Source organism: Bradyrhizobium australiense, from assembly GCF_013114825.1.
Lineage (GTDB): Bacteria > Pseudomonadota > Alphaproteobacteria > Rhizobiales > Xanthobacteraceae > Bradyrhizobium > Bradyrhizobium australiense.
Map to the genome: position 1 here is coordinate 184,488 of NZ_JAAVLX010000002.1, position 23,873 is coordinate 208,360.

Genomic DNA, 23,873 nt, shown 5'->3' on the forward strand with positions numbered 1-23,873 from the left:
ACAGACATGCCCACTATCGAACGTATCGACGGCTATGCCGAGGAACTCACCGCCATCCGCCGCGATCTGCATGCCCATCCTGAGATCGGCTTCGAGGAAGTGCGCACCTCGGGCATTGTCGCCGAGAAGCTGAAGGGATGGGGCATCGAGGTGCATCGCGGCCTCGGCGGCACCGGCGTGATCGGCGTGCTCAAGGGCAAAGGCAATGGCGGCAAACGCATCGGATTGCGCGCCGACATGGACGCGCTGCCGATGCAAGAAAATACCAACCTGAAATGGCGCTCGACCATTCCGGGCCGTTTTCATGGCTGCGGCCACGACGGCCATACCACGATGCTGCTCGGCACCGCGCGCTATCTGGCCGAGACGAAAAATTTTGACGGAACCGTGCATTTTATCTTCCAGCCCGCCGAGGAAGGCCTCGGCGGCGCGCGCGCCATGATCAAGGACGGCCTATTCGAAAAGTTTCCCTGCGACGAGGTCTATGGCCTGCACAACGCGCCCGACCTCAATCACGGCGAGATCGCGATCCTGCCGGGCCCGGCGATGGCCGGCGCCGACTTCTTCGACATAAACATCCAGGGCTACGGCGCGCACGGCGCGATGCCCGAACGCTCCAAGGATGCGGTGGTGATCGCAACCACGCTGGCGCAGGCCTTGCAGACCATTGTCAGCCGCAATGTCGATCCATTGAAGGCAGTGGTGCTGTCGGTCACACAGATCCATGCCGGCTCTGCAAACAACGTGATCCCGGGCGACGCCAAGCTCGGCGGCACGGTGCGCGCGTTCGACGATGGCGTGCGCGCGCTGGTCCGCGAACGCATGCGCACGATCTGCGCCGGCATTGCCGCGACCTTCCAGTGCGAAATCACAATCGATATCCGCGACACGTTCAGCGTGCTCGTCAACGAGGAGGAACAGTCCCGGGTGGTCGAAGCGGTGGCGAAGACCGTGGTCGATCCGGCCAACGTGTTAACGCGCGCGACGCCAAAGATGGGCAGCGAGGATTTCGCCGACATGATGCAAGCGGTGCCCGGCGCCTATTTCTGGATCGGCCATGACGGCTCGGTGCCCGTGCACAATCCCGGCTATGTGCTCGACGACAAAATCCTGCCGATCGGCGCCAGCGTGTTCGCCCGCATCATCGAAACCCGGCTCCCGGTAGGTTAGCATGCATAACTCAGCTCCTGATGAAGAAGTCACCTCTCTGCACGACCTCTCCGCCACCGACCTCATCGCCGGCTATCGCGCCAAGCAGTTCTCGCCTTCGGAAGTGCTGGAGGAAGTGATCGAGCATGTCGCGGCGTGGGAGCCGCACATCAAGGCGCTATATCTGTTCGACCCCGACGGCGCGCGCGCGGTTGCGAAGGCGTCGACCGACCGCTGGCAGAAGGGCGAACCGGTGAGCACGCTCGACGGCGTGCCGGTTACCATCAAGGACAACATCGCCACCAAGGGCCAGCCGATACCGCTGGGATCCGCCAGCGTGAAGCTGGTGCCGGCGGAAAAGGATGCACCGCCCGCCGCACGCTTGCGCGAAGCCGGCGCGATCATCTTCTCGAAAACGACGATGCCGGACTACGGCATGTTGTCGTCAGGGCTCTCCAGCTTCCATCCCCTCACCCGCAATCCCTGGGATCTCAGCAAGAACCCAGGCGGCTCGTCTTCCGGCGCTGGCGCGGCAGGCGCGGCCGGCTACGGCCCGCTGCATCTGGGCACCGATATCGGCGGCTCGGTGCGGCTGCCGGCCTGCTGGTGCGGTCTCGTCGCGCTGAAGCCGAGCCTCGGGCGCGTTCCGATCGATCCGCCCTATGTCGGCCGCGTCGCAGGTCCCATGACCCGCACCGTCGACGACGCCGCGCTGATGATGTGCGTGCTGTCAAAACCAGATCGCCGCGACGGCATGAGCCTGCCAGCTGACAGCAGTATCCACTGGAAGACGCTCGACAAGTCGCCGCGCAAAGTCCGGATCGGCCTGATGCTCGATGCCGGCGCCGGCCAGCCGCTTGAAAAAGAAGTGCGCGAGGTCGCCGTCAACGTCGCCAAGGCGTTTGAATCCGCCGGCGCGATCGTCACCGAAGTCAACGGTATCCTGACGCGCGAGATGCTCGACGGGCTCGATAATTTCTGGCGGGCCCGGTTGTGGGATGACCTCTCAAAACTTTCGCCCGAGGAGCGCGCCAAGACACTGCCTTACATCCACAAATGGGCAGAAGCCGGTGCCAAACTTTCCGGCGTCGATGTCGTCAGGGGTTTTAACGCCACCATGGCGATCCGCGCCGCGGCTGCAAAACTATTCCACGAACTCGATTACGTGATCTCGCCGGTGTCGCCGGTGGTGAACTTCCCGGCCGAGTTCGCCGCCCCCGTCAACGATCCCGGCAGGCCGTTCGAGCACATCTGCTACACCGTACCGTGGAACATGTCGGAGAACCCGGCGCTCTCGATCAATGGCGGATACGACACCAAGGGATTTCCGATCGGCGTGCAGATCATCGGCCGCCGCTTCGACGATCTCGGCGTGCTCGGCATGGCCAAGGCGTTTGAGGGCCTGCGCGGTCCGCAGCGGTCGTGGCCGACGCCGCCGAAGAAGTAATTCTCGCCGTCGTTCCGTGGCGTCGCGCTGCGACGAACTATGGTGCGCAATTGCGCACCTGAGAATCTCCTGCGACAAACCGATCGAGATTCCGGGTCTGCGCCTTATGGCGCATCCCGGAATGACGAGCTACACAACCAGAAAAGAACACAGGAAGGAATCCTCCATGGCCTATGAGACCATCAAGTACGAGGTCGACGATCAGATTCTCACCATCACGCTGAACCGGCCCGACAAGCTCAACGCCTTCAACGGCACGATGCAGCAGGAACTGATCGACGCCTTCGACGCCGCCGACAGGAATGATAACGTCCGCGCAATCGTCGTGACCGGCGCAGGGCGCGGCTTCTGCGCCGGTGCGGATCTTTCCTCCGGTGCCAACACGTTTGATCGCGACGCGCGGCGCGGACCGGTGAAGCGGCTCGCCAGCGGCGCGGTCGATTACAGCGATCCCATGGTGCGCGATGGCGGCGGCCAGGTGACGCTGCGCATCTTCAAGTGTTTGAAGCCCGTGATCGCGGCGGTGAACGGCCCCGCCGTCGGCATCGGCGTCACCATGCAGCTTGCGATGGACATCCGCATCGCCTCCGAAGCCGCGCGCTTCGGCTTCGTGTTTTCCCAGCGCGGCATCGTGCCGGAAGCCGCCTCGAGCTGGTTCCTGCCGCGCATCGTCGGCATCTCGCAGGCGCTGGAATGGTGCTACTCAGGCCGCGTCTTCCCGGCGCAGGAGGCGCTCGCCGGCCGCCTCGTCAGCAAGGTAGTGCCCCCGGACGAATTGCTGCCGACCGCACGCGCGCTCGCCAAGGAATTCGCCGCCAAAACCGCGCCGGTATCGGTCGCCCTGATCCGGCAGATGATGTGGCGCATGCTTGGCGCCGACGATCCGATGGAAGCCCACAAGGTCGACAGCCGCGGCATCTACGCCCGTGGCCGCTCGGAAGACGTCAAGGAAGGCGTTGTCTCGTTCCTGGAAAAACGCCCGGCGCAATTCAAGAACAAGGTGTCGACTGATATGCCCGACTATTTTCCGTGGTGGACGGAGCGGGAGTATAAATAAGTGGAGTCATCCTACCTGACGCTGTCGTCAACCGCGAAGGTGAGTGACCCAGTAATCCGAGACGAGCGTGATTGAGCCGATGAGCCGCGGCGTACTGGATGCCCCGCCTTCGCGGGGCATGACGGGAAGCTACCCCATCGTCAGCGCCACCCTTCCGATCGCTTTGCGGTCGATCAACAGCCGCATCGCTTTCGCGTAATCCTCCAGCGGCAACCGGTGCGAGACGTTGGGGCGCACCTTCCCGGCCTCCGCCCATTCCGTCAGCGCCTTGATCCGCGCCTCGCCAAGCGCGGGATTTCTCCGCACCGCTTCGCCGGCACGGACGCCGAGAACGCTGGCGCCCTTGATCATCAACAGATTGGTCTTGGCCAGCCCGATACCGCCGGTGAACCCGATGATCAGCAGCCTTGCACCCCAGTTGATGCAGCGCATCGAGTTCTCGAACACCTCGCCGCCGACCGGATCGAACACCACGTCAGCGCCCTGCCCGTCGGTGATGCGTTTGACGGCGTCACGGAATGGCTCGCGGTCATAGCGGATGAGATGATCGGCGCCCCTCCCTTTAGCGATCGCCAGTTTCTCATCGCTCGACGCCGTCGCAATCACGGTCGCGCCGAGCAACTTGCCGATCTCGACCGCGGCGAGGCCAACACCGCCGCCCGCGCCATGCACCAGCAGCACTTCGCCCGTCTCCAACCGGCCACGATCGATCAGGGCGTGATAGGCGGTGCCATGGCCGGCCAGAAACGTCGCGCCCTCGGCGTAGCCGAAGGTCGACGGCAGGCGCACGAGCTGCGAGGGCACAGCCACGGCCTCATCGGAATAGGCGCCGTGCCGCATCTTGACGATCACCCGGTCGCCTATCGTGACGCCTTCCGCCCCGTTGACCTCCACAACATCGCCGGCGGCTTCGACGCCCGGCGTAAACGGCAGTGGCGGCTTGAGCTGATATTCGCCGGCCGCCATCAGGATGTCAGGAAAATTGATTCCGGCAGCGCGAATGGCGACGCGCACCTGCCCCGGCGACAGCGGCACTGAGTCAAATGTTTCCAGACGCAGCCCCTCGGGCGGCCCGAGTTCGCGGCAGACGACGACTTTCGGCATCAGGCAGCCTGCTCCTTATGCCGCAGCAGCGCCTCGCGGATCAGCGGCATCCGGTCGTTGCCGAAATACATGTCGGTCTCGTCGACGAAGATCGTCGGGGAGCCAAAACCGCCGCGCGCCATCACCTCGTCCGTGTTGGCCTTGAGCCGGTCCTTGATCGCCTGCTGACCGATACCGTCGAAGAATTTGACGGGATCGACGCCGACCCTCTGACAGATTTCTGTCAGCACCGAGTCCCTTGAAATGTCCTTGTCGTCGCCCCAATAAGCCTCGAACACGGCGCGCGCGAACGGCACCATGCCGTTGCCTAGCCAGATGCAGCCGCGCATCGCTTTCACGCTGTTCACGGGAAACACCGTCGGCGGCATCTTGATCGTGAGCCCCGCCGAGCGCGCCCAGTCCGCGAGATCCTTCTTCATGTAGCGCGCCTTCAACGGCACCGGCGTCTCGCGCGCGGCGTAGACGCTCGGGTTCACCGTGTTGAAGATGCCGCCGACCAGGATCGGCCGCCAGGTGATCTCGACGCCGAGCCCCTTGGCGAGCGGCTGAATGTTGTGAAAGGCGAGATAGGTCCAGGGACTGGAGCAGTCGAAGAAGAATTCGAGCATGGCGTTTCCTTTGTTGATTCTCGATCCTCATCCTGAGGAGCGCGGAACGCGCGTCTCGAAGGATGAGGGCATTGGAGGGGCCTCATGGTTCGAGACGGCGCAGGCGCCTCCTCTTCATGAGGGATTGGCACCGCTTTCCGACGGACTCCTTCGTGTCCTGGCGAAAGCCCCAGTTCCTCTCCAATGTGATCGAGATTTTCCGGCCGATGGCGACTTTCGTTGTTCTGTACCTTGACCATAAGACATGGCAGACAGGCGCTCAATCAGAACCGACCGGGAGGCTCCCATGCTGTTTCCAACCACCATCGCAGGCTCCTTGCCGAAGCCGGAATGGCTGGCCGAGCCGAACACACTCTGGGCGCCTTGGAGATCGAAGGGTGACGAGCTCGCCCGCGCCAAGCGCGACGCCACCATGCTGGCGGTGAAGCTGCAGGAGGATGCCGGGATCGATATCCTTACCGAGGGCGAGCAGGCACGCCAGCATTTTGTCCATGGCTTTCTGGAGAAGGTCGAGGGCATCGATTTCGCCCACAAGGTCGAATTGGGCATCCGAAAAGACCGCTATAAGGCGATGGTGCCGCAGGTGGTCGCGCCGCTGATGCTGAAGGGCCGCGTCCATGCGGATGAGGCCCGTGTCGCCCGCGCCCACACCACCCGCAAGCTGAAATTCACCCTCCCCGGCCCGATGACCATCGCCGACACCGTCGCCGACCGGTACTATGGCGACAAGGTCAAGATGGCGTTCGCCTTTGCCGAGCTGCTCAACAATGAGGCCAAGGCATTGCAGGCCGACGGCGTCGACGTGATCCAGTTCGACGAACCCGCCTTCAACGTCTTCATGGACGAGGTCTCCGACTGGGGCATCAAGGCATTGGAGCGCGCCGCCGAAGGGCTGACCTGCACCACCGCCGTGCACATCTGCTACGGCTACGGCATCAAGGCCAATACCGACTGGAAACAAACGCTGGGCAGCGAGTGGCGGCAGTACGAGGATATTTTCCCGGCGATCGCCAAAAGCCCGATCCAGCAGGTCGCGATCGAGTGCCGCAACTCGAAGGTGCCGCTGGATTTGCTGGCGCTGCTCCCCGGCAAGGTCGTGCAAGCCGGCGTGATCGACGTCGCTAGCGATACGGTGGAGACGGCCGAGGATGTCGTCACGGTGATCGAGCAGGTCGCGAAATTCGTGCCGTTGAGCCACATCGTCGCGACCACCAATTGCGGCATGGCCCCGATGCGGCGGGATATCGCAGAGGCGAAGCTGGCGGCGCTGGGCGCGGGCGCGAAGCTGGCGAGGGAACGGCTCGGGTGATGTTTCCGTCCCCTCTTCCGCTTGCGGGGCGCTTGCGGGGGAGGGCCAGGGTAGGGCTCGCTTCACGTGCGCTAATCGCGGAGAGAGCCCCCACTCCAGCTCTCCCCCGCAAGCGGGAGAGAGGGCAGACCGCGCAAGCGGCATCGCTTCGCTAACTAACTGGCGCTTGGATGGAGTATCGGACGATATCCGGCATTAAGCGCGTGCAGCGTTGACGGCGGCGTCAGCAGCATTACGTCCCCGATTGCGCCTTCCACCTTGCGATAGCCGGCCATCGACCATTGCAGCGCCCTGCCCTGCACGATCAAAAAAGACTCTTCGCCCCGCTGCACCATCGCCCCATCGGACAATTGCGCCAGCGGCGTCGGCAGCGAATGCAGCCGCTTTCTGCCGCGCTCCAGCCGCTCGCGATGTAGTACAGCGTCCATCTCACGGGCCCGAACGTTCTTCATGCCATTGCCCGTCTCCCAAGCCGCACGAAAGCGATTAGCGTCGTCGCGGCGACAGAAGAAGCATGGGCGATGGCCCGCGGCAAAGGCGGTTGCCTCGTCGAGAAAGAACAGCTCGGTCCAGCTCCGCCGGCCCATCACGGGCCGCCGCCAACCTCTGAACTCGCAGACGCAGGTGATCCAGGCCGGGCTCGACCAGCGCTTCTTCAGCAAGGTCTTCGTCGCGGGATCGTGGATGATGCCGCGGTTGCCGGTGAACATGCCGCGATGCGCGGTCGCGATGATATCGCCGGTGGGGGTGACGCGGTTTTGAAGGGGCATGCGGCGTTCCTGCTCCCTCGCCCCGCGCTTGCGAGGAGTAGGGTTGGGGTGAGGGGCTGCCTCGACGAATACCGGATGCGCGGAGAGTCCCCTCACCCGGTGCTACGCGCCGACCTCTCCCCGCAACAGCGGGGCGAGGCTAGAAAGATCACGCCGCTTCACGGACGGATCGGCGGCTGGAACGAGAGCGCGGTATCCCAGGGAAAATGGATCCAGGTATCCTGCGAAACTTCGGTGATGAAGGTATCGACCAGCGGCTTGCCCTGCGGCTTGGCGTAAACGGCCGCGAAATGCGCGTCCGGCATCATCGAACGCACCAGCCGCCCTGTCTTGCCGGTGTCGACGAGATCGTCCACGATCAACAGCCCCTTGCCGCTGCCGCCGCCGAGCTTTGCCACTTCTGCCGAAACGCCCTTGAGAGCCTTCAGGTCGCCCTGTCGGGTGTGGTCATAGCTGGCGATGCAGACGGTATCGATGACGCGAATGCCGAGTTCACGCGCGACGATGGCGGCCGGCACCAGCCCGCCCCGGGTAATCGCGATGATGGCGTAAAACGGCCCGACCTCGTTGAGCCGCCAGGTCAGCGCCCGGCAATCCCGGTGAAACTGGTCCCAAGAGACCGGAAAGGCCTTCTCTTGCGCGACATTTTCGCGCCCGATCATGAGCGCGCTCCAGAACGAATTGTCACTTTTACTCTCCCGTATTGCGAACTTCGGACCAGATCACCCGCGCGGTCACTATCTCGGGATACCCGCCAGCATCTCCTTCACCGCGGTCATCGCGGCGTGGAGCTTGTCGGGATCGCGCGAGCGGACCACGAGGTTGGTGTTCGGTTTCTTATCCTCGTCCATGAACGGATAGCTGCCGATCATGGTGTCGGGGTGGGCGATGGCGATTTCCCGCAGCGGCCCGCCGATGTCGCCTTCGCGCGCATTGGCGCGGACTGAGTCCGACAGCATCCGCACCCCCGATTTCAGCTTGGGCGCGACGATGTCCATCATCGCCTGCATGATCGAGGGGATGCCGGCCATCACAATGACGTTGCCGAGCTTGAAGCCCGGCGCCAGAATGGTGGCGCTCTGGATCAGTTCGGCGCCGTCGGGCACGCGCGCCATGCGCAGCCGCGCCTCGTTCAGATCCTGCTCGCTCCAGCGCTCGCGAAAGCGCGCCACGACCTCCGGGTGATGGTCGATGCCGACGCCGAACGCTTTTGCCACGCTGTCGGCGGTGATGTCGTCATGGGTCGGGCCGATGCCGCCGGTCGTGAAAACGTAGGTGTAGCGATGCCGCAGTGCATCAAGGGCCGCGATGATATCAGCCTCGTCGTCGGCGACGACGCGGACCTCCTTGAGATCGATCCCGATGTTGGTCAGGTACTCAGCGATGAAGCCGATGTTCTTGTCCTTGGTACGGCCGGACAGGATCTCGTCGCCGATGACCAGTATACCCGCCGTGACGATCTCGCTCATGACTTCTCCCCACCTGCCCCGTACTTTGCGCAAGCAACGCGTTGAAGTCACGGGGGTTTGCTGCCGAAATAAGCACCCGGCAGCCTTTTTTAGGGCAGCGCGGCCGGCTACCCACACGAAATGCCGCAAGCCAATGCATATCGCGCTGGCCCGAGCCTTGCTACCATCCTGTGAAGTCATGCACTGTGCCGCATGGCTTCGAGAGATAGTCAGGATTTATGGCAGTTGCCTTCGATGAAATGAACGGGCCCGGCGGCGACCTCCGCCCCGCCTATCGGGAGCTCTCCCGCTGGCTGAAGGAGACGTCTCCCGATGCCTTGGAATATCGCCGGCAGGAGGCGGAACTCTTGTTCCGCCGGATCGGCATCACCTTTGCCGTCTATGGCGACGCCGAAGCCCAGGAGCGGCTGATCCCTTTCGACGTGATCCCGCGGATCATGTCGGCGAAAGAATGGGCCGTGCTGGAAAAGGGCCTGAAGCAGCGGGTCCGCGCGCTCAACATGTTCCTGCGCGACATCTATCACGGCCGCGACATCCTGCGCGCCAACATCATTCCCGACGATCTGGTCTTCCAGAACCCGGTGTTCCGCCCGGAGATGAACGGCCAGAGCGTGCCCCACGATGTCTACGTTCATATCGCAGGGATCGACATCGTCCGTGTCGACGCCGACAATTTCATCGTGCTGGAGGACAATGCGCGCACGCCGTCCGGCGTGTCCTACATGCTGGAAAACCGCGAAATCATGATGCGGCTGTTTCCGGACTTGTTCGCCCGCCACCGCGTAGCCCCGGTCGAGCGATATCCCGACGAACTGCTGTCGGCGCTGCGCTCGGTGGCGCCGCACTCCGCCTCGGCGGAGCCGACGGTCGCGCTGATGACGCCCGGCGTTTACAATTCCGCCTATTACGAACACTCGTTTTTGGCCGACAAGCTCGGGATCGAATTGGTTGAGGGCCGCGACCTCATCGTCAAGAACAACGAGGTATTCATGCGCACCACCGAGGGGTTGAAGCGCGTCGACGTGATTTATCGCCGCGTCGACGACGATTTTCTCGACCCCCTCACCTTCCGCCCGGATTCAGCGCTCGGCGTGCCCGGACTGATGTCGGCCTACGCGGCCGGCAACATCACGCTGGCGAACGCGGTCGGCACCGGGATTGCCGACGACAAGGCGATCTATTCCTACATGCCGGAGGTCGTGAAATTCTATCTCGGCGAAGAACCGATCCTGAAGAACGTGCCGACCTGGCGCTGCCGCGAGCCGAAGGATTTGTCCTACGTGCTCGACAATTTGAGCGAGCTGGTGGTGAAGGAAGTGCACGGCTCCGGCGGCTACGGCATGCTGATCGGACCCGCCGCCACCAAAGCGACGATCGAAGCGTTCCGCGACAAGCTCAAGCGCGAGCCGGAAGGCTTTATCGCCCAGCCGACGCTGGCGCTCTCGACCTGCCCGACCTGCACCGCCTCCGGCCTCGCCCCGCGCCATGTCGACTTGCGGCCGTTCGTGCTGACGGGAAGCAAGCACGTCACCATCGTGCCGGGCGGGCTGACGCGGGTGGCGCTGAAGGAAGGCTCGCTGGTGGTCAATTCGAGCCAGGGTGGCGGCACCAAGGACACCTGGATACTGGATGAGTGATTTGATGCTGAGCGCGACAAGCAAGTACCCCCTCCTCCTGCAAGGGGGATGGTTGGGGTGGGGGTCGGCCGCATACGCCGAATGGAGAGAAGACCCCCACCCGACGCTTCGCGTCCACCTCCCCCTTTCAGGGGGAGGTGTTTTCGGCATACGCCGCGTTTTGTGAGAACTCACCCATGCTGTCGCGCACTGCCGAAAACCTGTACTGGCTGGCCCGCTATGTCGAGCGCGCCGAATATATCGCGCGCACCATTGACGCGACCTTGCGCGTCACCGCCCTTCCCGCTGCCTATATCGGCAAGACCAATGAGTGGGAATCGGCGCTGCTGACCGCCGGCGTCAGCGCAAGCTTCTACGAGGTCTATCCGGAGGCCACCGAGCAGAACGTCGTCGAGTATCTGGCGTTTTCGCCGGCCAATCCCTCCTCGATCAAGAACTGCATCGAGGCGGCCCGGCTCAATTCGCGCTCGGTGCGGACAGCGCTGACATCGGAGATGTGGGACACTATCAACTCGGCTTGGATCGAGCTGCAGGAAGTCTGGGGCAAGGGCAGGTCGAGCCGGGAGGAACTGGCGAGGTTTCTGCGCTTTGTGCAGGAGACCTCGCTGCGGTTCGACGGTTCGGCCTACCGGACCATGCTGCGCAACGATGCCTACTGGTTCTCGCGGCTGGGGCTGCACCTGGAGCGCGCCGACAACACCGCGCGTATTCTCGACGTGAAATATCACGTGCTGCTGCCCGAGGAAGAACACGTAGGCGGCCCGCTGGACTACTATCAGTGGACCTCGATCCTGCGCTCGGTGTCGGCGCTGACCGCCTATCACTGGGTCTACCGCGAGACCTTAAAACCCTGGCTGATCGCCGATCTCCTGATCCTGAACGACACGCTGCCGCGCTCGCTGGCGAGCTGTTACAGCAATCTGGTGCGCAATCTCGACCAGATCGGCGTCGCCTATGGCCGCCAGGGTGCCTCCCAGCGCCACGCCCGCGGGGTCCGCAACCGGCTTGAACACAGCCATATGGACGATATTTTCCAGCACGGCGTCCATGAGTTCATCCAGGAATTCATCGCGGACAATTCAAGGCTGGGCGAGATCATCACCAAGCAGTATTTGATTTGACTCCGTCATTCCGGGATGGTCCGAAGGACCAGACTCGGAATCTCGAGATTCTCAGGTGCGCAACTGCGCACCATAGTTCGATGCTTCGCATCGCCCCGGAATGACGACGGAGAAAACCAACGGTACGCCATGCGCCTGCGAATTGCCCACTCGACCAGCTATCGCTACGAGCCGCCGGCCACGGGCGTGATCCAGATCCTGCGCATGACACCCGGCAGCCATGACGGGCAGTATGTCGCCGAATGGCAGATCGACGTCTCCACCGATTCCCGCCTCGACATGCATCAGGACGCGTTCGGCAACGTCACGCATGTGCTGACCCACGGGCCTATCGCCGACCTCACCATCCGTGTCGAGGGCATGATCGAGACCCATGACACCGGCGGCGTGCTGCGCGGCACCGACGAACGCTTTCCGCCGAGTCTGTTCCTGCGCCAAACTGCGCTGACCGAAGTCAATCCAGCGATGGCGACCTTTGCCCGCGAGATGCGTTCGGAGTCCGATGGCGACGTGCTCGGCTTTCTGCATGCGCTGATGGTGCAGATCAACGAGCACATGACGTTCGACGAGGACCCGACCAATTCAGGCACCTCGGCGGCGGAAGCGTTCGCGCTCAAGCGCGGCGTCTGCCAGGACTACGCCCACATCTTCATCGCCTGCGCCCGCTCCGGCGGCGTTCCGGCGCGCTTCGTCTCTGGCCATTTCCTGCGCTCCGACGGCACCGTGCACCAGCAGGCCGGCCACGCCTGGGCGGAAGCCTACGTGCCTGACCTCGGCTGGGTCGGCTTCGATGCCGCCAACGGCCTCTGCACCACCGACGCCCACGCCCGCGTCGCCATCGGGCTCGATTACCTGGGCGCCGCCCCGGTGCGCGGCACCCGCTATGGCGGCGGTGCGGAAACGCTGACGGTCGCCGTCAAGGTCGAGCAGGCCGGGCGGCCGGGTCAGTGGCAGAGCCAGTCACAGTAGCCCTGCGTAGGGTAGATAAAGCGAAGCGTGCCCACCATTAAACATTGAGATCGTGGAAATATGGTGGGGACGGCGCGATGCGCCTTTGCCCACCCCTACAGCTCACTTATCCAGCCACACGTCCTCGAACCTGAGATTATTGTACTGGCTGTTGTCGTGCGGCCGAAAATTCTTCACGTAGGGCTGCCAGCAATTGCCGGCCGACGAGTGCAGGATGATCGGCCGCGCGGCGTCCTCGACCAGTAGCCGCTCGATGTCCCAGACGATCTTCTTCCGCTTTTCCTTATCGAGCTCGCTAGATTGCGCCGCCAGCAGCCTGTCGACCTCGGCGTTGCAATACTGGGTATAGTTGCGCTCCGACTTGCAGGAATAATTCTCGACGATGTTGCCGTCGGGGTCGTCGACGCTGACGCCGGTGACGTTCAGCCCGATCGTATAATCCTTCTTCGCCAGCCGCGCGTACCAGCGCGGCGTATCGAGAATGTCGAGTTCGCTCGTGATGTAGATCTTCTTGAGCTGGTCGGTCAGGATCACGGCGGGATCGCGATAGGTCGGCAGGTTCCGGGTCTGGATCTTGATCTGCAGCGGTCTTGCGTCGCTGTAGCCGAGCTTCTGCATGACGGCCTGCGCCTCGGCGATGTTCTTCTCCGTATCGGGGCCGTAGCCCGTGAGCGACGACACCATTTCCGGCGGCATGCCCCATTCACCTTCGGGCTTTGCCAGCATGGCGCCGCCCATCCGCGCCAGCCCCTCCATCAGAATGGTGTTGAAGGGCTTGCGGTCCAGCGCCAGCGACATCGCCTTGCGGATATCGGGATTGTCGAACGGCGGATTGACGCGGTTGACCATCAAATTGATCTGCGTTCCCGTCGTCGTCATCTCGCAGATCGCATGCGGCGCGCGTGCCTTCACGTCCTTTATCAGGGGAATGCTGACGTCGGAAGGAAAGGTGATGTCGTATTCGCCGGTCGCAAAGGCCAGCACCCGCGTAGCGCGGCTGTCGATCATCCGGAAGGTGATCTCGTCGAGATAGGGACGATCCCTCTTCCAGTAGTCGGGATTGCGCACCAGGCGAACCTGTTCGCCGCGCTTGAATTCGACGAATTTGAACGGCCCGGTGCCGACCGGCTTGGTGCGCATCACCTGCTGCGGTACATGGCAGGGATAGACCGGCGAAAACGCACTCGCTAGCAGCACCGGCAAGCTCGGCTGCGGCTCGCTCAACTCGAACGTCGCCTCATAATCGCCGTTGATGGAGACGTCCTGCAGCTTGGTGTACCAGACCTTGCGCGGATTGCGGTGGAAGTCCTTGGTCTCGCCGCCCTTGCCGATCAGCATCCGCCAGGTGCACTGCACGTCCTTGGCCGTGAATGGCTGGCCGTCGTGCCATTTCACGCCCTGCCGCAGCTTAAATGTCAGCTTGGTGTTCGTCGAATCCCAGGACCAGCTTTCCGCGAGATCCGGGATGACGGTATCAATGCTCTCGTGAACCTTGGCCGGATCGAACACCACGAGGTTGTTGAAGATCGCCGCAAACGGCGTCACCGAAGCAATCGTCGCTTCCTCGTGCAGCGAGGTCGAGGGCGGATTGTCGTTGTGATAGAGCCGCAGCGTGCCGCCCTTTTTCTGCGCTGAAGCGGGAGATGCAGAAGCGATCGCGACGCAAAGCAGCGCGATGGATGCGACTGGTTTCAGCAATGACCGCGTGGCGCGCATGGTGGCCTCCCAACCTTTTTGTTCTTGCTTTTGTTCTTGTCGAACAGCCAGACTGCCGGAGGCCGCCGGCTTAATCAATACTCGCAGCTTTGGTAGTTCGAAGCCTCGCAGGCTTGCGCCATGGCCTGGGCCTGCGACATCTCCGCAGGCGTCATCGTCTTCGCGACCGCGCGCATTTCGGCCTTTGCCTTGCGGTCGCCGCGTTTGGCTGCCGCGCTGAACCACATGAAAGCGCGGGCGGCGCTTTTTCCGAAGCCCTCGCCCTTGCGGTACATCGTCCCCATTTGAGACTGCGCCTTGGGATTGCCGGACTCGGCCAACGGCCGGAGCAGGCGGATCGCCGGAACATAATCTCCTCGGTTGTAGGCCACCATGCCGTCTTCCCAGGGACCTGCCCGGGCGCCCGCGCTACCCAGTAGTAACAAGGCTGCAATCGAGCCGATCAGCGCTGATTTCCGCATGCGTTCCCCCGCCTTCGTTTGAGGTTTATTATCCGCTCGGCACATGCCGCGCCAAGGGGAATTGGGGTTGGATGCTCCTTCGAAATTGGCTACTAGATTGGCGCCGAAAAAACGGACGCGTTCGGGGATTGGGAATGACCTATTGTTGCGGAATTCTGGTGCGAGACGGTCTCGTCATGATCGCGGATACCCGCACCAATGCCGGCCTCGATAATGTCTCGACCTTCCGCAAGCTGCATATTTTCTCGAAACCCGGCGAGCGTATCATGGCGATCGCCAGCGCCGGAAATCTGGCGATCAGCCAGTCGGTGCTGTCGACCTTAACCGAGGGCATCGAAGACCCCAACACCGGTGAGGTCGAGACGCTGATGAACGCGCCGACCATGTTCCAGGCAGCGCAGCGCATCGGCCGCGCCATCCGCCTGGTCCATGCCACCGAAGGCCCGGCGCTGCGATCCGAAGACGTCTCCTTCGACGTCTCCTTCCTGTTCGGCGGCCAAATCAAGGGCTCGCGGATGCGGCTGTTCATGGTCTACACCGCCGGCAACTTCATCGAATGCACCACCGACACGCCTTACCTGCAAATCGGCGAGCATAAATACGGCAAGCCGGTGCTCGACCGCGCGATGCATTACGATGTCGAACTCTATGAGGCGCTCAAGACCGGCCTGATCTCGATGGATTCGACCATGCGCTCCAATCTCGGCGTCGGCCTGCCGATCGACGTGCTGGTGGTCCGTGCGGACGCCTGCGAGGCCGACCTCAACCACCGCATCGAGGCGGGCGAGCCCTATTTCCACGATCTGCGTTCCCGCTGGTCGGCGGCGCTGCGCGCGGCGCATCAGAATATTCCGAGACCACCCTACAAATCCGAAACAGAAACCAAGAAATAAAGGCGAGGAAACAATGGCCGACGCAACCAACAAGATCGCGCTCGTGACCGGTGCCGGCACCGGCGTCGGACGCGCCGCATCGCTGGCGCTGATGAATGCCGGCTTCACCGTGGTGTTGGCCGGGCGCCGCATGGAGATGCTGGAAGAAACCAAGAAGCTCGGCGACAACATCGGCAAGAGCCTGTGCGTTTCCGCCGACATGACCAACCCCGGCTCGATCGCAGCGCTTTTTGCCAAGGTGATGGATACCTACGGCCGGCTGGACGTGCTCTTCAACAATGCCGGCATGGGCGCGCCACCCGTCAATTTCGAGGATCTCAGCCTCGAACAATGGCAGGCGGTGGTGAATACGAATCTCACCGGCCCGTTCCTGTGTACTCAGCACGCTTTCCGCATCATGAAGGAACAGACCCCGCGCGGCGGCCGCATCATCAACAACGGCTCGATCTCGGCGCACGCACCGCGGCCGTTCTCCGCCGCCTATACCTCGACTAAGCACGCGATCACGGGTCTCACCAAGGCTTCCAATCTCGACGGCCGCATGTACGACATCGCGGTCGGCCAGGTCGATATCGGCAACGCCGCAACCCCGATGACCGACCGCATGGTCGCTGGCCCCGGTGTGATGCAGCCCGATGGCACAATGAAACACGAACCGCGCATGGACGCGAAGGCTGTCGGCGACGCCGTGGCCTATATGGCGGGCCTGCCGCTGGACGCCAACGTGCTGTTCATGACGGTCATGGCGACCAAGATGCCATTCGTGGGACGGGGGTAATCAACTCGCTGACGTCGTCCCCGCGAACGCGGGGACCCATACGCCGCGGCGCTGATTGGCTACGAGGCGTCTGTCGTTCGCGTCCACATGGAGAGAGCACGGCGTATGGGTCCCTGCGGTCGAAGGGACGACGTGCGCCTCAGACACGCGCCCTACTCCAGGCGTTCCACCTTCCGCAGTGACGGAAACAGCTTCATCCATAACAGCGCAATCACGATCGTGCCGAGGCCGCCGAGCACGGCGGCCGGCACGGTGCCGAACAGCGCCGCGGTGACCCCGCTCTCGAACTGGCCGAGCTGGTTGGAAGCATTGATGAACAGGAAATTGACAGCGCCGACTCGACCGCGCATCTCGTCGGGCGTCGAGAGCTGCACCAGCGAGAAGCGGATCACGACACTGATCGTATCGGCAGCGCCCAGCATCGCCAGCGCCAGCACCGACAGCCACATCCATTGCGACAGCGCAAACACCATCGTCGCAGCGCCGAACACGATCACGGCCTGAAACATCCGCAATCCCACATGGCGGTTGATGGTGTGACGCGCGAGATAGGCGGTCATCAGGAGCGCGCCGACCGCGGGCGCGGCGCGCAGGATTCCGAGCCCTAGCGGACCGGTCTGCAGGATGTCGCGGAGATTGGCAACAGTGCCGTGACGCCGCCGAGCAGAACCGCGAACAGATCGAGCGAAATGGTGCCGAGAATCGCCGGGTTGTTGCGGATGAAGCGGACGCCGGCGTAGATATCGTCCGCGGTGGTATCCTCTTTCGCATGCTCCTGCCGGGTCGTGTGGATGAAGCCGGTCAGAACCGCGCCCGCCAGCCAGAACACGACGATGACAAGGTAAGGCAGGCTCGGCGCGAAGACGTAAGCGAGACCGCCGAGCGCCGGGCCGGTGATGGTCGCGACCTGCGCAGCGCCGGAGGAGATCGCGGTCGCCCGCTGCAGCGAGCCTCTGGGCGCGATCAACGGCAGCAACGCGGCCGTGGCTGGGCTCTCGAAGGCGCCGGCGATCCCGATCACGAAAGTGGCAACGAATATCTGCACCTCGTTGAGCCAGCCGGCATAGGTCGACACCGCCAGGAACAGCGCGGTCGCGGCTTCCGCAACCTGGCAAAGCTGCACCACGCGCTTGCGCTCGAACCGGTCGGCGGCGTGGCCGGCCACGAAAACCAGCAGCGCCGTGGGCAAAAATTGCACCACCCCGATCATGCCGAGATCGAAGGCGCTACCGGTGAGGTCGTAGATCTGCCAGCCGATCGCGACCGCCGCAATCTGGCTGGAGAAGCGCGACAGGCTGCGCGACAGCAGGAAGAACAGGAACGGCCCGCGCCTGAGCAGATCGCGGGCGCCGACAGGCGTGATGGCAGACATACGCGAGCGGTGGCGGAGCTCACGGCTGTTGTCAATGGTCGGGCTGCCCCACGATGCGCTCAATGACGACGTGCCCCGGACGCAGCGCGGCACAACGTGCTGCGCTGCTGAGCCGGGGCCCATGGCACTCTCGGCCCTGCGGCGCAGCGCGAAGTGGCGCCGCACCGCGTCCGTGGACACGAGCTGGGTTTTCACAGCTCGACCAGGCTGCCATAATCACCAGCGGGGCTTTGGGGGATTCATGCTGCAACTGCAATCGGCGTTTGGCGTGCTGGCGTTGCTGGCGATCGCATGGGCGCTCAGTGAAAAGCGCCGTGCGGTTTCGTTGCGGCAAACGGCAGTGGGCCTTGCCGTCACCATCGTCACCGCGCTGGTGCTGCTCAAGCTGCCGCCGGTGGCGAAAGCGTTCGGCGCCATCAACGACGCCGTGGGTACGATTGCGGCGGCGACGCGCGCCGGCACTTCCTTCGTGTTCGGATATCTCGGCGGCGGCGCGCTGCCGTTCGATCTCAAGGCGCCGGGCGCGGATTTCATCCTGGCATTTCAGGCGCTGCCGATCGTCCTCGTCATGAGCGTTCTGACGACGTTGCTGTTCTATTGGCGCTTGCTGCCGCCGGTCGTGCGCGGCATGGCGTGGCTGTTGGAGCGCACCCTCGGCATCGGCGGCGCGGTGGGGCTGTCGACCGCGGCCAATATCTTTCTCGGCATGGTCGAGGCGCCCCTGTTTATCCGCCCCTATCTGGCGCAGCTCACACGCAGCGAATTGTTCCTCGTCATGACCGGCGGGATGGCCGGCATCGCCGGCACCGTGCTGGTGCTCTACGCCACGTTTCTCGCCCCGCTGATCCCGGACGCGGCGGCGCATTTCGTGATCGCCTCCGTGCTCGGCGCGCCGGCTGCCATTTTGATCAGCCTGATCATGGTACCGGAGACTTCGGACAAGCGTACCGGCGGGTCTTTGGAAGATCCCGACATGCACGCGTCCTCGACCATGGACGCCATCGCCAAGGGCACGGCGGCCGGACTCGAATTGCTGCTCAACATCGTCGCGATGCTGCTGGTGCTGGTGGCGCTGGTTTACCTCGTCAATGCGATCCTCGGACTGTTGCCCGAGATCGGCGGCGCCAAGATTTCGCTGCAGCGGCTGCTCGGGCTTGTGATGGCGCCGGTGTGCTGGCTGATGGGCCTGCCCTGGCCCCAGGCAATCACGGCCGGAAGCCTGATGGGCACCAAGACCGTGCTCAACGAGCTGATCGCCTATCTCGAGCTTTCAAAACTCGGCGCAGATGCGCTCGACCCGCGCTCGCGGCTGATCATGCTCTACGCGATGTGCGGTTTCGCCAACTTCGCCAGCCTCGGCATCATGATCGGCGGCCTCGGCACGATGGCGCCGGATCGACGCGAGGAGATCAACGCGCTGGGCTTGAAGTCGATCGTCTCGGGCACGCTGGCGACGTGTTTGATGGGGGCGATAGTAGGAGCGATGACGTAGACCCATAGCCCGAATGGAGCGAAGCGCAATCCAGGGACAGGTGTTCCATCGTTCCCAGCGCCCCCCGGGGTTTCGCTTCGCTCCATCCGGGCTACCAGATCAGCTCGCCAATTCCACCGTCTTGAATTCCGCCGGCAAGATCACCTCGAGCAGCTCGACATCGTCGGAATAGTCCATGATCAAATGCTTGATGCGCGGCGGCTGGGTCCAGGCGCTGCCTTCTTTCATCAGCGTCTCGCCCTGGCCTTCCATGTAGGTCTTCACCCAGCCCTTGAGCACGTAGACCATCTGGAATTCGACATCGTGGTAATGCAGCTTTGAAACTTCCGCCGGATTGCAGGGACCCTGCAGGCGGATCACATGCGCCTGCGCCAGACCGTGGGTCGCATCCGCAATGCCGAGGTCGCGGTATTTAGCGTAAGCGCGCAGGCCGTCGGCTTTGAAATCTTCTTCGCGATGATGACTGATGGCGATGCGCTGCTTCGGCCGCGCCTTCGTGGCCGGCTTGGCCTTGGCCGCCGGCGCGTCCCTCGCCTTTGACTTGACGGTCTTGCGGGCCGAGGATTTGGCTGCGGCCTTGTGGCCCGACCATTTCTTTTTCACGGCGGGCTGCGCCGCGGTACGTGATGCCGCCTTCTGCTTGGCCATTGGAGCCTCCCTTTGTTTGTCCCGGGAGGCTAACACGAATCCAAGTTGTAGGGTGGGCAAAGGCGCATCTGCGCCGTGCCCACCACACTCTGTCAGACCTCATCCGTGACGAGCCTGCGCAGCAGGCGTTTCGAAAGATGAATGGCGTCAGCGGCGCCGCATGGTTCGAGACGGCGCTGGCGCGCCTCCTCACCATGAGGGTCTGAAATTCAATGCAGCCTGAACACACCGTCGACCGCGCGCAGCTCCGCCGGCTTGATCAGCCGGGAATGCGCCACCGTCACGGAATGCAGCGGGCCATCAAGCTTTTCCTGCCAGAAGGCGAGGAAGTCCTTCAGCGCCGGGAATTTCGGAAACAGATCGTAATTCTGCCAGACATAGGTCTGCAGCAACGAGGGGTGATCCGGCATCCGATACAGGATTTGCGCCGTTGTCAGCCCGTAACCCAGCACCTGCTTCCGGAAGTCGTCGGAAGCAACTCCAACCCGCGAGACCATGCTAATACCTCCATTTCAGGAGCGCATTGTCGTGGTGGCCGCACACCGAGCCACCCCGGCGGAGATGCGCTCACATGAGAGAAATGTGACGCACGATACCAACCCATCACAAGCCTAAATGTTTAATGAACTGTTGAAAATTCACGCGTTAGCAGCAGCTTACCGCACCTGCTAATACGGGCCCCGGGGGTCCAGCCGGCCAATCAATCATGATTAATGAAATTGGCAGGCGACATATTTGAGTGCCAATTTTTCTGCTAGAAGCCCTTGTCCCCCGAAGAATACTGGCCTAAATCACCCGCAGCCGGGCTGGCACTCGCTGGCTCGGACTGCCAAAATTCCAGAATTCTACAACATTCCCATACGTTTAGGAGGACTGCATGAACTTCCGTCCGCTTCACGACCGCGTCGTGGTCAAACGCATCGACGCCGAAGAGAAGACCGCTGGCGGCATCATCATTCCGGACAGTGCCAAGGAAAAGCCCTCCCAGGGCGAAGTCGTCGCTGTCGGGCCGGGTGGCCGTGACGAAGCCGGCAAGCTGCTCCCGATCGACCTCAAGGTCGGCGACCGCGTGCTGTTCGGCAAGTGGTCGGGCACCGAGGTCAAGATCGATGGCCAGGAACTCCTGATCATGAAGGAGTCCGACATCATGGGCGTGCTCGACGCCACCTCGGCCAAGAAGAAGGCCGCCTAAGACATCGCCTGCCACGCTCGCCCTGAGGAGCGCCCGCAAGGCGCCTCCCCGACAGGGTGAGAAACAAAGATCAACTCAGGAAAACCCAAAATGTCAGCCAAAGAAGTCAAGTTCGGCGTCGATGCCCGCGACCGCATGCTGCGCGGCGTCGACATCCTCGCCAATGCCGTGAAGGTCACGCTCGGCCCGAAGGGCCGCAACGTCGTGCTCGACAAGTCGTTCGGCGCTCCCCGCATCACCAAGGACGGCGTCACCGTCGCCAAGGAGATCGAGCTCGACGACAAATTCGAGAACATGGGCGCTCAGATGGTGCGCGAAGTCGCTTCCAAGTCGGCGGACGCTGCCGGCGACGGCACCACCACCGCGACCGTGCTCGCGGCTGCGATCGTCCGTGAAGGGGCGAAGTCGGTTGCCGCCGGCATGAACCCGATGGACCTGAAGCGCGGTATCGACCTGGCGGTGGAAGCCGTGGTCGCGGACCTCGTCAAGAACTCAAAGAAGGTCACCTCCAACGAGGAAATCGCCCAGGTCGGCACCATCTCCGCCAACGGCGACGCCGAAATCGGCAAGTTCCTCGCGGACGCCATGAAGAAGGTCGGCAACGAGGGCGTGATCACGGTTGAGGAAGCCAAGTCGCTGGAGACCGAACTCGACGTCGTCGAGGGCATGCAGTTCGACCGCGGTTACATCTCGCCCTACTTCGTCACCAACGCCGACAAGATGCGCGTTGAAATGGACGACGCCTACATCCTGATCAACGAGAAGAAGCTCTCCTCGCTGAATGAGCTGCTGCCGCTGCTCGAAGCCGTGGTACAGACCGGCAAGCCGTTGGTCATCGTCGCCGAAGACGTCGAAGGCGAAGCCCTCGCCACCCTCGTCGTCAACCGCCTGCGTGGCGGTCTGAAGGTCGCGGCTGTCAAGGCTCCGGGCTTCGGCGATCGCCGCAAGGCCATGCTGCAGGACATCGCGGTGCTGACCGGCGGTCAGGCGATCTCGGAAGATCTCGGCATCAAGCTCGAGAACGTCACCCTGCAGATGCTCGGCCGCGCCAAGAAGGTGATGATCGACAAGGAAAATACCACGATCGTCAACGGCGCCGGCAAAAAGGCCGATATCGAGGCGCGCGTGCAGCAGATCAAGGCGCAGATCGAGGAGACCACCTCGGACTACGACCGCGAGAAGCTGCAGGAGCGTCTGGCCAAACTCGCGGGCGGCGTCGCCGTGATCCGCGTCGGCGGCGCGACCGAAGTCGAGGTGAAGGAGCGCAAGGATCGCGTGGATGACGCGATGCACGCGACCCGCGCGGCGGTTGAAGAAGGCATCGTGCCGGGCGGCGGCGTCGCCCTGCTCCGCGCTACCGAGCAGCTCAAGCGCCTCAAGACCGCCAACGATGACCAGAAGACCGGCGTCGAGATCGTGCGCAAGGCGCTCTCCGCGCCGGCCCGCCAGATCGCGATCAATGCCGGTGAAGACGGCTCCGTCATCGTCGGCAAGATCCTCGAGAAGGACCAGTACAACTATGGTTTCGACTCGCAGACCGGCGAATACGGCAACCTGGTCTCCAAGGGCATCATCGACCCGACCAAGGTGGTTCGTGCGGCGATCCAGAACGCAGCTTCGGTTGCGGCTCTCCTCATCACCACCGAAGCCATGATCGCCGAACTGCCGAAGAAGAACGCCGGCGGCCCCGCAATGCCTCCGGGCGGCGGCATGGGCGGCATGGACTTCTAAGCGACGAAGTCGTCCCGGACGCGGTGCACCGCAGAACCGGGATCTCGCTCCACAAATGCAGAACCCCGGCAGCAATGCCGGGGTTTTTGTTTGGGCCGACGCGGACCGCAACCGCGCCGTGTTTCCGCAACGTCACGCTGAAGAAAAATCTTCCCTCTGCTTAAGCGATATCCCTGTTATGCACAGCGCTCCGCAAATATACGAGCGTATGCGTTGACAATTTTCAAAAAAACTTTTCGCGAGAGTCGCAAACCGAACCGACAGTCCCGCTTCTCCTAGGCAAAGTAACGTCGAGGGCTGGGTCAAATCCTCATCCACAATCGATCGAACGCGGAGCGTGAGCTCTCGTGACGCAAGCCAGCGTTGCGAGGAACGCTTTCGCTTGGAAAGGTGATGTTGCCGTGAATGAAAGCGAAATGAAAGCCACGCCGAACGGAACGCATATTCTTGGAATGCCATGGTTGGACTTCTCGAAGATCGCCGCGCCTGGCGTGGTGAGCGAACTTGCCGAGCAAAGCTTCGCCCGCGCACGCGAAGGCTGCGAGAAAATCAAGGTCGCCTCGGAGGAGATGACGGAAGCGCTGCGCGAGAGCTATTCGGGTAATGCGAGGAGCGCGACTGATTACGGGCTCAAGTTGTTTGAAATCTCAAACGCCAATGCCGCCTCCACGCTCGATTTCTTCGTCAATCTGTTCGGCAGCAAGTCAGCTTCCGATGTCCTTAGCTTGTCCGCGGCACAAGCGCGCAAGGCGTTCGACACCGCTTCTGGCCAGAACAGGGAATTGTGGGCGCTTACCCAGAAGCTTGCGACGGAAACGGGTGAGCCGATCAGGAAGCACTTTACCAAGGTTCTCCATCAAACCGGCTAGAAAGACCGGCGCTCAATCACATCCAGGATTACGTCAAGGAGGGATCCGGCCGGTTGGAACAAGCCCAAGCGATGAGCACGC

At 62.9% G+C, this 23,873-nt stretch carries 22 protein-coding genes and 1 pseudogene; 13 read left to right on the forward strand and 10 right to left on the reverse strand.

Annotated elements, in window-relative coordinates; all coding sequences use genetic code 11:
- The first annotated feature begins 6 nt into the window (after positions 1-6).
- From HCN58_RS04535 to HCN58_RS04545, 3 genes are all read left to right on the forward strand, one after another.
- Positions 7-1,170 (forward strand): M20 aminoacylase family protein, encoded by a 1,164-nt coding sequence (locus HCN58_RS04535; protein ID WP_171578171.1) that lies wholly within the window; start codon positions 7-9, stop codon positions 1,168-1,170.
- A gap of 1 nt (position 1,171) precedes the next feature.
- Positions 1,172-2,596: an amidase gene (locus HCN58_RS04540; protein WP_171578172.1), complete on the forward strand. Its 1,425-nt coding sequence runs from the start codon at positions 1,172-1,174 to the stop codon at positions 2,594-2,596.
- 166 nt (positions 2,597-2,762) lie between these two features.
- Complete coding sequence (locus HCN58_RS04545; RefSeq protein WP_171578173.1) at positions 2,763-3,653, forward strand: crotonase/enoyl-CoA hydratase family protein; 891 nt, start codon at positions 2,763-2,765, stop codon at positions 3,651-3,653.
- Positions 3,654-3,782: 129 nt separating this feature from the next.
- On the opposite strand, the gene HCN58_RS04550 is transcribed toward HCN58_RS04545, so the two are convergent.
- Positions 3,783-4,757 carry an NADPH:quinone oxidoreductase family protein gene (locus tag HCN58_RS04550; protein ID WP_171578174.1) on the reverse strand — a complete coding sequence of 325 codons (975 nt, stop codon included), beginning with the start codon at positions 4,755-4,757 and terminating at the stop codon, positions 3,783-3,785.
- Complete coding sequence (locus tag HCN58_RS04555) at positions 4,757-5,365, reverse strand: 2-hydroxychromene-2-carboxylate isomerase (RefSeq protein ID WP_171578175.1); 609 nt, start codon at positions 5,363-5,365, stop codon at positions 4,757-4,759. Before HCN58_RS04555 ends, HCN58_RS04550 begins: the two co-directional genes overlap by 1 nt.
- A 286-nt stretch (positions 5,366-5,651) precedes the next feature.
- On the opposite strand from HCN58_RS04555, the gene HCN58_RS04560 reads away from it, so the two are divergent.
- Positions 5,652-6,674 carry a methionine synthase gene (locus tag HCN58_RS04560; RefSeq protein ID WP_171578176.1) on the forward strand — a complete coding sequence of 341 codons (1,023 nt, stop codon included), beginning with the start codon at positions 5,652-5,654 and terminating at the stop codon, positions 6,672-6,674.
- A 155-nt stretch (positions 6,675-6,829) separates the two neighbouring features.
- Here HCN58_RS04560 and HCN58_RS04565 read toward each other — a convergent pair whose 3' ends face one another.
- From HCN58_RS04565 to HCN58_RS04575, 3 genes are all read right to left on the reverse strand, one after another.
- The gene (locus tag HCN58_RS04565) at positions 6,830-7,444 is read right to left on the reverse strand and encodes a hypothetical protein (RefSeq protein WP_171578177.1); all 615 of its coding nucleotides are present in this window, start codon (positions 7,442-7,444) and stop codon (positions 6,830-6,832) included.
- A gap of 158 nt (positions 7,445-7,602) precedes the next feature.
- Entirely contained in the window at positions 7,603-8,106 is a 504-nt protein-coding gene (gene gpt, locus HCN58_RS04570; RefSeq protein WP_171578178.1) for a xanthine phosphoribosyltransferase, read from the reverse strand.
- Between the two features lie 75 nt (positions 8,107-8,181).
- Positions 8,182-8,913 carry a competence/damage-inducible protein A gene (locus HCN58_RS04575; protein ID WP_171578179.1) on the reverse strand — a complete coding sequence of 244 codons (732 nt, stop codon included), beginning with the start codon at positions 8,911-8,913 and terminating at the stop codon, positions 8,182-8,184.
- 218 nt (positions 8,914-9,131) lie between these two features.
- Here HCN58_RS04575 and HCN58_RS04580 point away from each other — a divergent pair, with 218 nt between their 5' ends.
- The 3 genes from HCN58_RS04580 (at position 9,132) to HCN58_RS04590 (ending at position 12,640) form a co-directional block, all read left to right on the forward strand.
- Positions 9,132-10,550 carry a circularly permuted type 2 ATP-grasp protein gene (locus HCN58_RS04580; protein WP_171578180.1) on the forward strand — a complete coding sequence of 473 codons (1,419 nt, stop codon included), beginning with the start codon at positions 9,132-9,134 and terminating at the stop codon, positions 10,548-10,550.
- 176 nt (positions 10,551-10,726) lie between these two features.
- Positions 10,727-11,671 carry an alpha-E domain-containing protein gene (locus tag HCN58_RS04585; protein ID WP_171578181.1) on the forward strand — a complete coding sequence of 315 codons (945 nt, stop codon included), beginning with the start codon at positions 10,727-10,729 and terminating at the stop codon, positions 11,669-11,671.
- 129 nt (positions 11,672-11,800) lie between these two features.
- Positions 11,801-12,640 (forward strand): transglutaminase family protein, encoded by an 840-nt coding sequence (locus HCN58_RS04590; protein WP_171578182.1) that lies wholly within the window; start codon positions 11,801-11,803, stop codon positions 12,638-12,640.
- A gap of 102 nt (positions 12,641-12,742) precedes the next feature.
- On the opposite strand, the gene HCN58_RS04595 is transcribed toward HCN58_RS04590, so the two are convergent.
- Together HCN58_RS04595 and HCN58_RS04600 are read right to left on the reverse strand one after the other, a co-directional pair.
- Positions 12,743-14,356 (reverse strand): ABC transporter substrate-binding protein, encoded by a 1,614-nt coding sequence (locus tag HCN58_RS04595; RefSeq protein ID WP_171578183.1) that lies wholly within the window; start codon positions 14,354-14,356, stop codon positions 12,743-12,745.
- Positions 14,357-14,430: 74 nt separating this feature from the next.
- Positions 14,431-14,817 (reverse strand): SEL1-like repeat protein, encoded by a 387-nt coding sequence (locus tag HCN58_RS04600; protein ID WP_171578184.1) that lies wholly within the window; start codon positions 14,815-14,817, stop codon positions 14,431-14,433.
- Between the two features lie 134 nt (positions 14,818-14,951).
- On the opposite strand from HCN58_RS04600, the gene HCN58_RS04605 reads away from it, so the two are divergent.
- Positions 14,952-15,710 carry a proteasome-type protease gene (locus HCN58_RS04605; protein ID WP_171578185.1) on the forward strand — a complete coding sequence of 253 codons (759 nt, stop codon included), beginning with the start codon at positions 14,952-14,954 and terminating at the stop codon, positions 15,708-15,710.
- A gap of 13 nt (positions 15,711-15,723) precedes the next feature.
- Complete coding sequence (locus tag HCN58_RS04610; protein WP_171578186.1) at positions 15,724-16,488, forward strand: SDR family oxidoreductase; 765 nt, start codon at positions 15,724-15,726, stop codon at positions 16,486-16,488.
- Positions 16,489-16,640: 152 nt separating this feature from the next.
- Here the strand turns inward: HCN58_RS04610 and HCN58_RS04615 are convergent.
- Positions 16,641-17,860 (reverse strand): annotated as a pseudogene (locus HCN58_RS04615) (MFS transporter).
- Positions 17,861-18,101: 241 nt separating this feature from the next.
- On the opposite strand from HCN58_RS04615, the gene HCN58_RS04620 reads away from it, so the two are divergent.
- Positions 18,102-19,352, forward strand: coding sequence for a NupC/NupG family nucleoside CNT transporter (locus tag HCN58_RS04620; protein ID WP_171578187.1), 1,251 nt, complete (start codon positions 18,102-18,104; stop codon positions 19,350-19,352).
- 99 nt (positions 19,353-19,451) lie between these two features.
- Here the strand turns inward: HCN58_RS04620 and HCN58_RS04625 are convergent, their stop codons facing one another.
- Complete coding sequence (locus HCN58_RS04625) at positions 19,452-20,000, reverse strand: cupin domain-containing protein (RefSeq protein WP_171578188.1); 549 nt, start codon at positions 19,998-20,000, stop codon at positions 19,452-19,454.
- A gap of 209 nt (positions 20,001-20,209) precedes the next feature.
- Entirely contained in the window at positions 20,210-20,497 is a 288-nt protein-coding gene (locus tag HCN58_RS04630) for an usg protein (RefSeq protein WP_171578189.1), read from the reverse strand.
- Positions 20,498-20,877: 380 nt separating this feature from the next.
- On the opposite strand from HCN58_RS04630, the gene HCN58_RS04635 reads away from it, so the two are divergent.
- The 3 genes from HCN58_RS04635 to HCN58_RS04645 all read left to right on the forward strand — a co-directional run bounded on the left by HCN58_RS04635 (position 20,878) and on the right by HCN58_RS04645 (position 23,792).
- On the forward strand, positions 20,878-21,192 hold the full coding sequence (locus HCN58_RS04635; RefSeq protein WP_171578190.1) for a co-chaperone GroES: 315 nt from the start codon (positions 20,878-20,880) through the stop codon (positions 21,190-21,192).
- A 90-nt stretch (positions 21,193-21,282) separates the two neighbouring features.
- Positions 21,283-22,923, forward strand: coding sequence for a chaperonin GroEL (groL, locus tag HCN58_RS04640; protein WP_171578191.1), 1,641 nt, complete (start codon positions 21,283-21,285; stop codon positions 22,921-22,923).
- Positions 22,924-23,324: 401 nt separating this feature from the next.
- On the forward strand, positions 23,325-23,792 hold the full coding sequence (locus tag HCN58_RS04645; protein ID WP_311966770.1) for a phasin family protein: 468 nt from the start codon (positions 23,325-23,327) through the stop codon (positions 23,790-23,792).
- Positions 23,793-23,873: the final 81 nt, after the last annotated feature.

Coding starts and splice junctions, on each gene's coding strand:
- HCN58_RS04535 (WP_171578171.1), top strand. CDS start 7: ATGCCCACTATCGAACGTATCGACGGCTATGCCGAGGAACTCACCGCC.
- HCN58_RS04540 (WP_171578172.1), top strand. CDS start 1,172: ATGCATAACTCAGCTCCTGATGAAGAAGTCACCTCTCTGCACGACCTC.
- HCN58_RS04545 (WP_171578173.1), top strand. CDS start 2,763: ATGGCCTATGAGACCATCAAGTACGAGGTCGACGATCAGATTCTCACC.
- HCN58_RS04550 (WP_171578174.1), bottom strand. CDS start 4,757: ATGCCGAAAGTCGTCGTCTGCCGCGAACTCGGGCCGCCCGAGGGGCTG.
- HCN58_RS04555 (WP_171578175.1), bottom strand. CDS start 5,365: ATGCTCGAATTCTTCTTCGACTGCTCCAGTCCCTGGACCTATCTCGCC.
- HCN58_RS04560 (WP_171578176.1), top strand. CDS start 5,652: ATGCTGTTTCCAACCACCATCGCAGGCTCCTTGCCGAAGCCGGAATGG.
- HCN58_RS04565 (WP_171578177.1), bottom strand. CDS start 7,444: ATGCCCCTTCAAAACCGCGTCACCCCCACCGGCGATATCATCGCGACC.
- gpt (WP_171578178.1), bottom strand. CDS start 8,106: ATGATCGGGCGCGAAAATGTCGCGCAAGAGAAGGCCTTTCCGGTCTCT.
- HCN58_RS04575 (WP_171578179.1), bottom strand. CDS start 8,913: ATGAGCGAGATCGTCACGGCGGGTATACTGGTCATCGGCGACGAGATC.
- HCN58_RS04580 (WP_171578180.1), top strand. CDS start 9,132: ATGGCAGTTGCCTTCGATGAAATGAACGGGCCCGGCGGCGACCTCCGC.
- HCN58_RS04585 (WP_171578181.1), top strand. CDS start 10,727: ATGCTGTCGCGCACTGCCGAAAACCTGTACTGGCTGGCCCGCTATGTC.
- HCN58_RS04590 (WP_171578182.1), top strand. CDS start 11,801: ATGCGCCTGCGAATTGCCCACTCGACCAGCTATCGCTACGAGCCGCCG.
- HCN58_RS04595 (WP_171578183.1), bottom strand. CDS start 14,356: ATGCGCGCCACGCGGTCATTGCTGAAACCAGTCGCATCCATCGCGCTG.
- HCN58_RS04600 (WP_171578184.1), bottom strand. CDS start 14,817: ATGCGGAAATCAGCGCTGATCGGCTCGATTGCAGCCTTGTTACTACTG.
- HCN58_RS04605 (WP_171578185.1), top strand. CDS start 14,952: ATGACCTATTGTTGCGGAATTCTGGTGCGAGACGGTCTCGTCATGATC.
- HCN58_RS04610 (WP_171578186.1), top strand. CDS start 15,724: ATGGCCGACGCAACCAACAAGATCGCGCTCGTGACCGGTGCCGGCACC.
- HCN58_RS04620 (WP_171578187.1), top strand. CDS start 18,102: ATGCTGCAACTGCAATCGGCGTTTGGCGTGCTGGCGTTGCTGGCGATC.
- HCN58_RS04625 (WP_171578188.1), bottom strand. CDS start 20,000: ATGGCCAAGCAGAAGGCGGCATCACGTACCGCGGCGCAGCCCGCCGTG.
- HCN58_RS04630 (WP_171578189.1), bottom strand. CDS start 20,497: ATGGTCTCGCGGGTTGGAGTTGCTTCCGACGACTTCCGGAAGCAGGTG.
- HCN58_RS04635 (WP_171578190.1), top strand. CDS start 20,878: ATGAACTTCCGTCCGCTTCACGACCGCGTCGTGGTCAAACGCATCGAC.
- groL (WP_171578191.1), top strand. CDS start 21,283: ATGTCAGCCAAAGAAGTCAAGTTCGGCGTCGATGCCCGCGACCGCATG.